The organism is Oceanobacillus caeni (genome assembly GCF_019037185.1).
Lineage (GTDB): Bacteria > Bacillota > Bacilli > Bacillales > Amphibacillaceae > Oceanobacillus > Oceanobacillus caeni.
The window spans coordinates 136,191-148,384 of the sequence record NZ_JAHHXM010000004.1 but is presented as its reverse complement, the minus strand read 5'-3'; the positions used below and the strand labels follow the sequence as shown (position 1 = coordinate 148,384).

General features: G+C 34.1%; 10 protein-coding genes and 3 pseudogenes. 7 read left to right on the top strand and 6 right to left on the bottom strand.

Annotation, left to right across the window (positions count from 1 at the left end):
- Positions 1 to 247: 247 nt before the first annotated feature.
- A pseudogene (locus tag KM885_RS18230) lies at positions 248 to 538 on the top strand (helix-turn-helix domain-containing protein); the annotation flags it as partial.
- Positions 539 to 730: 192 nt separating this feature from the next.
- Here the strand turns inward: KM885_RS18230 and KM885_RS04255 are convergent.
- Positions 731 to 865 (bottom strand): annotated as a pseudogene (locus KM885_RS04255) (LuxR C-terminal-related transcriptional regulator); the annotation flags it as partial.
- Between the two features lie 174 nt (positions 866 to 1,039).
- Here KM885_RS04255 and KM885_RS04250 point away from each other — a divergent pair.
- Complete coding sequence (locus KM885_RS04250; RefSeq protein WP_216883578.1) at positions 1,040 to 1,726, top strand: toxin regulator; 687 nt, start codon at positions 1,040 to 1,042, stop codon at positions 1,724 to 1,726.
- A 317-nt stretch (positions 1,727 to 2,043) separates the two neighbouring features.
- Here KM885_RS04250 and KM885_RS04245 read toward each other — a convergent pair whose 3' ends face one another.
- A complete protein-coding gene (locus KM885_RS04245; RefSeq protein WP_216883577.1) occupies positions 2,044 to 2,718 on the bottom strand; it encodes a LuxR C-terminal-related transcriptional regulator in 675 nt (224 codons plus the stop codon).
- A 467-nt stretch (positions 2,719 to 3,185) separates the two neighbouring features.
- Here KM885_RS04245 and KM885_RS04240 point away from each other — a divergent pair, with 467 nt between their 5' ends.
- The 3 genes from KM885_RS04240 (at position 3,186) to KM885_RS04230 (ending at position 5,039) form a co-directional block, all read left to right on the top strand.
- The gene (locus tag KM885_RS04240; RefSeq protein ID WP_047184567.1) at positions 3,186 to 3,437 is read left to right on the top strand and encodes a helix-turn-helix domain-containing protein; all 252 of its coding nucleotides are present in this window, start codon (positions 3,186 to 3,188) and stop codon (positions 3,435 to 3,437) included.
- A gap of 205 nt (positions 3,438 to 3,642) precedes the next feature.
- Complete coding sequence (locus KM885_RS04235; protein ID WP_216883576.1) at positions 3,643 to 4,428, top strand: excalibur calcium-binding domain-containing protein; 786 nt, start codon at positions 3,643 to 3,645, stop codon at positions 4,426 to 4,428.
- 122 nt (positions 4,429 to 4,550) lie between these two features.
- Positions 4,551 to 5,039, top strand: coding sequence for a competence protein ComK (locus tag KM885_RS04230; protein ID WP_216883575.1), 489 nt, complete (start codon positions 4,551 to 4,553; stop codon positions 5,037 to 5,039).
- Between the two features lie 207 nt (positions 5,040 to 5,246).
- Here KM885_RS04230 and KM885_RS18225 read toward each other — a convergent pair.
- Positions 5,247 to 5,485 (bottom strand): annotated as a pseudogene (locus KM885_RS18225) (transposase); the annotation flags it as partial.
- Positions 5,486 to 5,639: 154 nt separating this feature from the next.
- On the opposite strand from KM885_RS18225, the gene KM885_RS04220 reads away from it, so the two are divergent.
- Positions 5,640 to 6,212 carry a hypothetical protein gene (locus KM885_RS04220; protein WP_204797785.1) on the top strand — a complete coding sequence of 191 codons (573 nt, stop codon included), beginning with the start codon at positions 5,640 to 5,642 and terminating at the stop codon, positions 6,210 to 6,212.
- On the opposite strand, the gene KM885_RS04215 is transcribed toward KM885_RS04220, so the two are convergent.
- On the bottom strand, positions 6,190 to 7,131 hold the full coding sequence (locus KM885_RS04215) for a Kiwa anti-phage protein KwaB-like domain-containing protein (protein WP_204797786.1): 942 nt from the start codon (positions 7,129 to 7,131) through the stop codon (positions 6,190 to 6,192). The genes KM885_RS04220 and KM885_RS04215 overlap by 23 nt on opposite strands.
- 660 nt (positions 7,132 to 7,791) lie before the next feature.
- Between KM885_RS04215 and KM885_RS04210 the strand changes: the two genes are divergently transcribed.
- The gene (locus KM885_RS04210; protein WP_216883574.1) at positions 7,792 to 9,642 is read left to right on the top strand and encodes an InlB B-repeat-containing protein; all 1,851 of its coding nucleotides are present in this window, start codon (positions 7,792 to 7,794) and stop codon (positions 9,640 to 9,642) included.
- Between the two features lie 705 nt (positions 9,643 to 10,347).
- Here KM885_RS04210 and KM885_RS04205 read toward each other — a convergent pair.
- Together KM885_RS04205 and wecB are read right to left on the bottom strand one after the other, a co-directional pair.
- Positions 10,348 to 10,683, bottom strand: coding sequence for a hypothetical protein (locus KM885_RS04205; protein WP_204798762.1), 336 nt, complete (start codon positions 10,681 to 10,683; stop codon positions 10,348 to 10,350).
- A 106-nt stretch (positions 10,684 to 10,789) separates the two neighbouring features.
- Positions 10,790 to 11,908 (bottom strand): non-hydrolyzing UDP-N-acetylglucosamine 2-epimerase, encoded by a 1,119-nt coding sequence (wecB, locus tag KM885_RS04200; protein WP_276516041.1) that lies wholly within the window; start codon positions 11,906 to 11,908, stop codon positions 10,790 to 10,792.
- Positions 11,909 to 12,194 lie beyond the last annotated feature (286 nt).

Here is a 12,194-nt window from a genome sequence, read left to right as displayed (position 1 = left end):
CGTTTGTTTGAAATCTACCTGTACGGTCGTTTGTGTGTAACTAAAAATAATAGATAAATCACCTGTTTATGTCACACCGCGAAAAACTCTTGACACATACACTTCATTTTGTGTTAAATTTTTACTGAATTGCGAGGTGTTGACGATGAATAATTTTGGGCTACGCCTAGAAAATTTGCGCGAGAAATATGGCTATACAAAAGTAGATGTGAGTTTAAAACTTTGATTCACAGCCAATGTTTATGGTTCTTATGAAAGAGGAGATAGAAGACCATCACTGGAAACAATCATAAAACTAGCGGATATCTATGATGTCTCTTTAGATTACCTAATCCGTGGTAAAGAGTTTGACAAAATTAAAAGCAGCAAATCGGAACATACAAAAGTACAAGATTTGATAGATTCACTTACGGAAAAGGGATTAAAAAATCCGTCCTTTTTACAAGTAGAAAATTGGCATGTGTTGGATTTCGATGATATGAAGGAAATCGATAATCACTTTGAATGGGTGGTCCATAGGGCTAAATCTAGAAAATAAGCATAGCATAGAGAAAAAATCTACCATTAATTTATGATGATTGGTAGATTTCTTTGTTTTATAAAATTAGTCATAACATAGGAATAGTTTATAAATGCTTGAAAACAGAGCTGCAAGAATCAATGCATTAACTCATCAATTCTTACATCTTCTAAACGCTACACTTAAGTAATGGACTAATCCATTAGCCACTTAATTTATCTCCACCCAACCATTGCGAATAGCAGTAACAACAGCTCGCGTATGATCGTTACAATTCATTTTTTGTAAAATACTACCAACGTGGTTTTTCACTGTTGCTTGACTAATGACTAATTCTTTTGCCAGTTCAAATCTATAGGTCTAACTCGAATAGATTATTATCTAGTTGAAATACAATAATCCTCGAAAAGTCTCCGTTCGAAAGACGACGAAAACACAACAATAGTGAAAAAATACCTATAAAAATGAAAAAGTATAGTATAATAGTATGGGCTTAAAACTAAATGAGGAGAGTAAACAATGAATATTAAGAATAAAAAATTATGGGTAGCTATTATTATCATTATATTTATATTAATCTTCACTTTCAGTAGTACGATCACAGCCAAGCAAAGAGAGGAAGAGCTCGCTACTAAAAATGAAGAAATCAAAGATTTAAAATCTACGATTAATGCGAGTAAAAAGGTTATTAAAGAAAAGGATTCCCAAATTACTGAATTGGAAGAAAAGGTAGATAAGGCTAAACCATGGTTTGAAATGTCAGAGAAAGATCAGCAAAGAAAAATTGCAGAAGAAAAATCTAAAGAAGAAGCAGAAGCTAAGAAAAAGGCCGAAGAAGAAGCTAAAAAAGAAGCAGAAGCTAAGAAAAAAGCCGAGGAAGAAGCCAAAAAAGGATATGAGACAGGTATTACATATAATCAATTAGCTAGAACTCCTGATGACTTTAAAGGAGAAAAAGTCAAATTCAGTGGTAAAGTAATTCAAGTCATGGAAGGCGATACTACCACTCAAATACGTCTGGCTGTTGGTGATAATTACGATACTATATTATATGGTGAATACGACTCAAGTCTTGTGAAATCTAGGGTTTTAGAAGATGATCAAATAACGATAATGGGATTGTCAGCCGGATTACTGACCTACGAATCCACAATGGGAGGAAATATTACAATTCCAAGTGTACTTATTGAAAAAATAGAAAGTTAATAAAAGATATAAAGTATGGTATGAGTTTCCTTGTTTAATAGAACTCATACCTTTTTATTTTGTCGTGCCTTGGATAGTTATGATTATAAAAATAGAGCCTACTTATACATGATTCAATTTCATAATTGCCATTACTCTTTAAAATTAAATCAATTTGATCTTGGATTTATTGCTCTTCAATCGTATCTAATTCCCCTTCAGTAAAATCATAACGACTTTTTTCTATATCTCAAGATAATACAACCTCATTTGTTTTTACATTATAAAATGAATACATGTCCAACATCAATTCTTACAGCTTCTTAACTACTAACCAATTAATTTATCTCCACCCAACCACTCCGAATAGCAGTAACAACAGCTTGCGTACGATCGTTACAATTCATTTTTTGTAAAATACTACCAACATGGTTTTTCACTGTTGCTTGACTTATGCCTAATTCTTCTGATAGCTCTCTATTACTTTTTCCATTAGCTAGTAACTGTAGTACATGGCATTCCCGCTTTGTTAACAGATGTAGTGGTTGTTTATGGTAATCTACTTTATTTAAGTGACTTGAAGCATTATCTCTTGCTAATCTCCGGTACTCTTTGACAATATTATGTGTTACCTTTGGATGTAAATATGAACTACCATCACTCACTATTTTTATAGCTTCAATTAATGATTCTATATCCATCTCTTTGAGGAGGTAACCTTGCGCACCCAATTTTAATGCTTGTGTAACAAAGCACTCGTCATCATGATCAGACAAAATGATAACCCTCGTATTTGAAGAACACTCTTCAAAAATTGATTCTATCTCTGCGATATTAATTTCCGTTAATACAATATCTGGATTTTTCTCTTGTATTAACTTTTTAGCTTCGTCAACATTATTACCTTCTGCAACAACTTCAAAATTCAATTCATGATCTAAAATCCTTTTAAGAGCTTGACGAAACAAGTTCTGATTATCAATTAACACAATCCTGATTTTTTTATCACTCATTTTAATTCCTCCAAAAGATAATGACCAATCTTAAATTCTTAATAATAAGTATAATCGATTAATAAATAATTGAAACCGCTTTCTCTATAAATTCCAAACAATTTGATTATTATCTTAAGTAGTATAATGCTCTTTTACTTTCTAATTGTTATTTATTTTGTACCTATTACACTGTGTCGAAGGGAAACTCAGCCAAATGATTGAGTCCATACATGCTTTACCGAAGAAAAATGACATAATTTATAGATCAAACATTTGTTTTAAAATCTAGCAGATCTTGCTTTCCCTAGTTAAAGTAAGATCTGCTTTTTATTTGTAAGGCCAAAATGACACTTTATTAAAATTATATCCATCCACAGTTTCCCTTTATAAAATCTGTTTCCCTAATGCAAGAAATAGGGTGTATACACGGTGTCCACGCGCTTTCATTCAACGGATAATAACTTTAAAAACTAAGGGGAATATCATTGAAAGATAATAGAAGGTATAAATACAGGGCTTACATTGTTGGTGATGCCATTTATAAAAAAAGAAAGTCGATGCTGAAAACTCAAGAAGAATTTGCTGAAATAATTGGAATAGATCCGAAACAGTTAGGTGAATTAGAACGTGGTAATGCTTTTCCCAATTTTATAACAGCTATTAGATTACGAGAAAAGTTAGATATTAGCATTGACGAGTTAATCGATGAAATAATTGAAGATTTCCCGGATAAATAAACTGCTCCTAATTTTGGTGCCCCCTTCTCCCTTTACAACCCAAATTGAACCCACTATTAAGTATTTTATCCCCCTCCCTACGAAGCAAGGAAAGCTGTTGATCCTCTCACAATCGTGTTCCCTAAATTAATCCAAACCAAAATACATTTCCCTACAATTGTCTTTTAAAGACGCCGTTAACTATTTTATAAAAAGGAGAATTTAAATGATCTTCATTGCACTATTAGGATTTCTAGCTATTATTTTTTCTATTCTTTACATAATTGTTCACTTTATTAAAAAAATAAAAGATAAACAAAGGGTATTATCTAAAAAAGTATTTTATACCGCACTTCTTGGTGGATTTAGTCTATTTATAGTTGGGGCAGCCTTCGCTGATACAGACGAACTAGCCCAAATAAACGAATTAGAAAAACAGAATCAATCCCTATCCGACGAAAATGACACTCTTAAACTGGAAAATAAGGAACTAAAAAGTAAAGTAACAGATTATGAAAATGAGAAAGAAGAGTTGGAAACTAAAGGGATTGAATTCGAGAAAAAGATAGAATCCTTGGAAGAGAAAAAGAAATCCCTGGAGGATGAAAAGAATACATTAGAAGAAAAAGTAGACGAACTAAATAATAAAAACGCAGATTTGGATAACAAAGTAGCAAAACTAACAGAAACAAATACAAATTTAGATGAAAAAGTAGATAAACTAACTCAAACAAATACAGACTTAAATAACAAAGTAGCAAATCTCGAAACAGAACTTAAATCGGCTAATAGTAAAGTAGCAAGTGTAGAGGCAAGTACCCAGACTACAAGTCAATCTACTAGTAACAACTCTACTAAAAGTTCCGCTTCCAGCTCTGGCAATACCAGTTCGAATGTTTACTATAAAAATTGCACAGCCGCAAGAGAAGCAGGAGCAGCACCTGTTCATCGAGGAGATCCCGGGTACGGGCCGCATTTAGACAGAGATGGAGACGGAATTGGGTGTGAGTAACAAATAAAATATAAAAATCGAAACAGTACTGAAAAATATTCGCATTATTCCTCTAAAAGTTAAATGGAGAAGGCATCTTCCTTCTCCATTCCACAACTATTAATCAAAAGGAGCCATCCTCTATGAAAGATATCTTAAATCATTATTCCATTCATTCAAACACCATGGCCCTATTACCCTCAAATCATAAAGATTACGATACCATCGTGAAAGAACCAGATAGAGATATTTACGTAAAGCAAAAGCCGCTCGAACTGATTAAACAAGCTTGTTTAGAAAGATTTGCTACATATGAAGGTGTAAGGGAAGCTGTCCAACACAACACTGGACTCAAACGAAAAGTCCCCATACCGATTAATCCACACCTAAACCTTTACTTCTTCCCCACGCATGCAACCAACCATTTTGACTGCTGCTGGATCTCCTATTATCATGTTCTTCGGATTGAAAAAAGCCTCACCAATCATCCTTCTTCAACCATTCTTTTTAAAAGTGGTGAAAGACTTCATTTAGATGTATCTCCTTATGTATTGAAAAAGCAGATGGAGCGGACGTTGGAATGTATGGAGGGGTATTTAGATTGGCAAAATAAAAGTGTAGTGGTTTGCTAGTCATGTATAGTGCCTTAGACATTTATTTACAGTCCCGTTCATATGGTTGCATAAACATATTAAGAGTGACACTAAATCCCTGAACATGGAACTCATATGTTAAAATAAAAACACTTTATTTGTGTACTATAACTTCATGTGGTAGTGTTCACCAAAATGAGTCGTGGTAATTATTGTAATTGTTTATAAACCTTTGGAAAATAGCATTTTCCTTTTCAAGTCACGTAATCTTTTTTGAAGTTCACTTTCTTTGCCTTCTGGCTTGAGATTACCACTACCAACAAGGCCTGTGTCAGATTCATAACGATACTTTTTCCCCCAGTTGTGTAAAGTCCGCTCAGCTAAGTCTAACTCTCTAGCCGTTTCTGAAATTTTTTGACCTTTTTTTCTACAAATTTTACAGCATATAATTTAAATTCTTTGTCATAACTTTTACGCTTTATCATTTAAAACACTCCGATCTATTTCTTGGGTTTCATTATACAATCCCAATTCGATTTGCCCAATTTTAGTCAATAATAAAGAGTGTATTGATGATAACCGAAGAATATTATACTTTAAAAATATGATACAATATAGGTGCTAGGAGGTGTGGCTTTCTTGGGGCAACTATTCAAATTAGCAATGTTTATTACATCGTTTATCCCTTTATGGGCTACGGTAATATTTATTGACACACTGAATATAATAAAACATGATGTGAACCTTTTAACAGAATATATTAGTATACTAACAATAATAACACTTAATATTCTTTCAATACTTATCATTCTAAAATCCATGTCAAGTATAAAGGCTTCTGAATATAAGCCATACAAGGTCATAGAAGTTAGACAGGAAAAAGGAATAACATCGGAATTTTTACTATCCTATGTGTTACCCCTTTTTGCCTTTGATTTTACTCTGTGGAGTGAGGTTGTTCAATTTTTGATTTATTTCATAATTTTGGCTTTCTTATGTGTCAGAAATAATAACATATACGCAAACTTAATATTTGAAATTAATGGATATAAATTTTTTGATTGCGAATTAAAGTGGAAACCTGAACAAAATGTCAAGACTACCCAAGTAATAGTTATTAGTAGAAATAACATATCCTCTCAAAGAGGTAACACTATTGAGGTAGCTTCACTTAATAAACCATTTCATCTTATGAAAGATTTAAAGGGATAGAATTAGGTACCTCACAAACACCGTCTGTAAACATATTATATTTAGTTTTCCCGCAAATAGCCTTTGTAAAGACATCAGCTTGCTTTTCGTCAATTAAATCGAATTTTTTACTTGTATAATCGTATGGGATTTTAAGCTCGTCCACTAAAATTTTTAGGTTGCTTTCCTGCTGAATATTATCTATGATTCTAGGATCAAAAGTAATAAATTTTTTTGGATGTTGACCAGATAGTGCAAAGGAATTATAAGATTTAAAGTCTTTTATAACATTAGCTTCCCTAATAGTTTGTAAGGAGTTTTTACAAACTACTTTATGAGAATACTCCATATGAAAAATACTCTCAAAATTATTATTAATAGTATATAAGGTGTCTTTATATATTAATGCGTCAAAAGTTTTACCAAATTGAATAAGTGGTTCGCTAATCTCTTTAATCTTGTTATGCCTTGATTCGAAAATCTTAGCTCTATCTTTTTTGTATGTGTAGATTGGATTTTTTCTCGATAGCAAATAAATATTTTGATCATTACTATCATCATTATATGTTCCAACAAAAATAAAAGCTTTTGATTTTATTTCTTTCAATTTTGTGTAATCATCAGAAACACTAAGGCTTTGAATTAAAGAATCCCAAGGTTTTGAAATCAACTTATTAGAAACACTAATCTTATCCACAACATTTTTAGAGTTCGCCCCGGTATATTCTTGAACTTTCCTTCCATATCTATCTATAATTGAATTAAATTTCGAGCACATATCGTTTATTGTATTTTTTAATACTTCGTCAGACTGGAAATTGAGTGAATAGCATGTATATTCATACGGCCTTGACTTATGATTATAATTTATCACGTCTAGTGACCATGATTTAACAGTCTTTACCATCTCTAATCCTTCTATTAACAAATCATACGACATTGAACCAACTCCATTAAAATTTTAAATTTATTATACCTTTATTATATCATATTGTGTTAATTCAATTAATTTAGGTATTAAGACTCTCAGTTCAAGGTGTCTTTAGTGCCTTTTACTAGTAAAATTTATGAATTTCCTAAGTTAGACTTTTTGTTGTACAACATAGGGGGTTAGATTAACTTACGCTTTTTCGATTTATTTTTTTAAAGCATCCCAAAATCACATTATCAATCATTCACGAATGGGCCCATCATTTAAAAAAACTTTAATATTAAATTAAAAATAGTGTCCTCACCCGTTCCACCCAGTTTCAACCTCTCAGCCTCAATTTCTTGTGGTCGCACTGTCGTATAGCGTAAAAAAAATGATAAATCTTAAAGATGACGCTTTTCTTGCACTTCTCCAGAACCAGCTAAAATCATAAACCTTGAAGACAGGTCACCTTTCTCCTTGCATAGTGTGGAATTTAATGATGCACGAGTACCGATTGATTCGATTTATTAAAAAAAGATGGATTGATTTAATTCAGTACTAAATTAATATTTATAAAAGAATAAAACTTCTCAATCAACCTTAAGATGGTTGTGGAAAGTTTTCTATTATTTCAATTATGCATAATAATATTAAACTCCACTATATATATTAGAGGGGTCATTTTTCATGAGATATATGAGGAACAAGAGGAGAAAGAGGAAAAGATTAATTTTTTTAATTGTAATCCTTGCACTTATCGTTGGTATTGCTGCTTTTTTTACAATAAAAATTACGCAATCGGATGCTACAATAGAATATCTAGAGATTGCTAAAGAAGCTTTGGACAATGAAGAATATGAAAAAAGTAGGCAGTTTTTTAAAAAAGTTCTAGAGGAAGATGCATCCCATACTGAAGCAAGGGTCGGTCTTGCGAGTGCTTATATGGGATTGGAGCAATTTGACAAAGCAATCGGAACATTAGAAGAAGGGCTCCAAATAAAACCGAAAGAACCGCGGTTTTACTATTTTATATCCCTTGCCTACGAAGGAAAGAATGATTTACCTCAAGTGATGCAAACATTGGAAGATGGAATTAAAGCAACCGATAATAAAGCACTAACCGAATTGGCTGATCAATTAGAATCCAATATAAATATTGTTCCCGACAGACACTACGTCCAAAAAGGTCATAACCGCAATATCATACTGGAATGGAAAAAGAGCGACGGATCCACCCTTCCAGTTGAAGCAGAATGGACATTAGAAAATGAGGATTCTGGTTCTCTAGAAGAAGTATCGGAGACGGTCATGACGTTCCACGCAGAAGAACTTGGCACAACTGATATTTCCGCAAAGGTTGGCTCGATTACCAAGAACGATGAATTACATATTGAGGAACAAGTGGTAGAAGAAATGACCTTCACACCAGAAGAATTTGGCCCACTATCCATCGATCAAGAAATGGAATTATCTGTGACTGGCGTGGATGCGGACGGAGAAGAAATGGAAATAAACCCCGAGTGGATTTCTAATGACGATAAGATCATGGAGTTATCCGACACGGAAGGGGTAGAAATGACAGCTAAAGCAATTGATGAAGGTGTTACAAGCCTTACTGTAACGTATCAAGATTTGGAAAAAGAACTTGACTTCATCGTAGAAGGGGAAAATAAGTTTATTAAAACAGAAGTCCAAGGAGAAGGAACGGTATCCATCTTACCAAATAAAACAAGTTACCTAGCCGGAACGGAAATAACGTTAGAAGCAGAACCAAAAGCCGGCTACGAGTTTGTCAGATGGGAAGGTGATGTTACAGACACTACTAATCCATTGGAGTTAACATTGGATTCCAGTATTTCTGTCGTTGCAGTGTTTGAACCAGTGAAACAGGCTACATTAAACCTTTCTATTTCTGGTGAGGGAAACATCATTCGTGACACCTTAGAAAGCCAATTTATCCAAGGAGAATCTATTTCCTTATTCGCCCAGCCTAAATCAGGATGGCTATTTAGCCATTGGGAAGGATCGGTTAGCGGAAGTAACGCAAGAATCCAAGTAGCGATGAATGGAGACAAGAATATACAGGCCGTGTTTGTAAGAGTGGACGATTCGACTAGCCCAGATAGTAGTGATAGCGGCACTACGAATGAGGAAGGGGCTGATCAAAGTACCGGAACAAATGAGCATAAGAATTCACAAAGCCCTGGTTCAAATTCTAGTTCTAATTCAAATAGTAATTATAAATCACCTGCAAATGAACCGAATACAAATAACGGTTCAAAGCCTGCGAAAAAAGAAGAAAGTAAACCAGTAGAAAAAGAGAAACAAAAAAAGGAGGAATCCAAACCAGCGGAAGATTCAGATCCAAAACCGAAACCAGAGGGTAAACCGGAACAAAAACCAGATGAAAATGAACAGAATAAAGAAGAAACCGAGCTTTCGCCAGGAAACGATAATGAAGAAACAGAAAAAGGTGAAACAGAAACACCAAAAGATGACGAACTCGAAGAAAACCCTGAGGAAAGTTCAGAAGAATAAACACGGAAAGAAGCCATGATGGAACACATTTAAAATGAAAAGCCGCATGAAATCATATTTTAAATTCTGATTTCATGCGGCTTTTTCTATTGTAAACAACAGGGATAGGTCCAGCGCACTCATGAGCATGATTAATGAAAGAACATAGAAGTGTAACGGATTTTGGATAGTGATTAACGAATTAACGTAGACAAGTGCCGACTTTCGGTACTGGATTGCTAATTCTTCCCTCACAATTATGAGTCACCAATGCGAATTCCAATATATCAAACGTTTGTTTAACCTACCTTATTTGCCTCTATCCCCTATGAGCAGGCAAATTCTAAACTATTCCGATGAAGTAAATGCGTCAAATATAGTCATAGTTCGACAGTCTATTACTCAATTTATCTATTTAAACAACAACCTCTCTATGTTTGATTAAATTTGTATACTTTTGTATAATAAAAGTATACAAATAAAAAAGTGATATCCGTAGTGGTATGGTCTCTGTGAGGCCAAAGTCAATAATCCACCCCTTTTAGATAATGGAGACGGGTGGATTATTTTTTATTTATTTCTTTTTTTACCACAAGGACTAGATGATGAAGTCAATGAAGAATATTCCCTCCAATTGTTGGTAAATATCATCTTTAATCTTACCCTACTTAGCCTTAACAAATAAGCTCCTCAACCTAGGTGAGAAGCTATCTCGTTTTAATTCCCTTACAGTCTCATTTCTTCCTTTAGCTCCAGAACTTTTTCCATCGGCAATTCAGTTACTTCTCCAACCTCTTTTGGTTCCATGCCTTTCGCTAGAAGTTTACGTGCAATGGACTTTTTATTATCTTTTACAGCTTTCTTCTCCCTAATCTCCGCTTCCATCCTGGAAGATTCGTCATCCATAATACGCTTCAGACGCGACTCATAAGCAAGATATTCTTCTTGTGTCATACTTAACTCCTCCCAACCTTGAAAAGCATCTTTCATGGCTATTCCCTCCAATTCTTGATAAATATCACCATAAACTTTTTCATTACGTCGATCGACCATAACAAGCATTAATAACCATCTGGCTAATACATCATCCCATGGGTTTAGTTTATTCCTCTTCCAAGCCTTTATTAAAATACGAGTGAAGGCTCCTCCTCACTCGCATTATATTCACCTATTTCCTTTTCATGTACGCTATAATTGCATCTGCAATCCTCTTAGAAGCTTCCCCATCCCCATAAGGATTCGACGCTCTTGCCATCTTATTATAAGCGGACTCGTCACTTAACAACTCATTAGCCAAATCAAAGATCGTATCCTCATCGGTTCCAGCCAGTTTCAACGTCCCAGCTTCAATTCCTTCTGGGCGTTCTGTCGTATCACGTAAAACAAGCACGGGAACCCCTAAGGATGGTGCCTCTTCTTGCACTCCACCAGAATCCGTTAAAATTAAATGAGCACGTGCAGCAAAGTTATGAAAGTCAACAACACCAAGAGGTTCAATTAATTTAATACGATCATCATTCCCTAAAATCTCTTTTGCAGTATTTTGAACAACGGGATTCAAATGTACTGGATAAATAACCTGCACATCATCATGCGCCTCTACCAATCGTTTAATCGCACGAAACATTTGGTTCATATTTTTCCCAAGATTTTCTCTTCGATGAGCCGTAACCAATACTAAGCGGTCATCACCAAGACTATCCAAAACTTCACTTGTATAACTTTCATCTACCGTAGTCTTCAATGCATCAATAGCCGTATTTCCAGTCACAAAAATTGTTTCTTCCCTTTTATTTTCATTTAAAAGATTTTGCTTCGACTTTTCCGTAGGCGCAAAATGCAAATCCGCCATTACACCCGTTAACTGACGATTCATTTCCTCCGGATAAGGTGAATACTTATTCCATGTACGAAGTCCCGCTTCTACATGACCAACTGCAATTTGGTTATAAAAGGCTGCAAGGGATGCAACGAACGTTGTGCTTGTATCTCCGTGGACAAGCACAATGTCTGGTTGCGTCTCTTTCATTACCTCGTCCAATCCCTCTAAAGCACGTGTGGTAATTTGTGCCAAGGTTTGTTGTTTTTTCATAATATTTAAATCATAGTCAGGGGTAATGTCAAATATCTCTAATACTTGATCTAACATTTCACGATGTTGTGCAGTTACTGTTACAATAGATTCAAATTCAGATGACCGTTTTTGTAATTCTAGAACAAGTGGCGCCATTTTGATTGCTTCCGGCCTCGTTCCAAACACAGTCATGACTTTAATTAATTGCTTCAATGAATTCACTCCAAATTTTTTATTATTTAGGATTAGAAAACCTGGCTCTCGCTACAAGTGATGGCGAGAGCCTTGAAAGTTTTCCATTCTTACTTGCCAAGTGTATGTATATTATGAAATCTAAGCAATATGATTAAATATAAATTTAAATAAACTTTATATACTTCATTATATTGTTACATACTGAATAATGAATAGCAAAAATATATCCGAAATTGTTCCAACTTTTTATCAAATCTTCCATGATTCGACAAAGTTTACACAATTAATCATTTACGAAAAAATA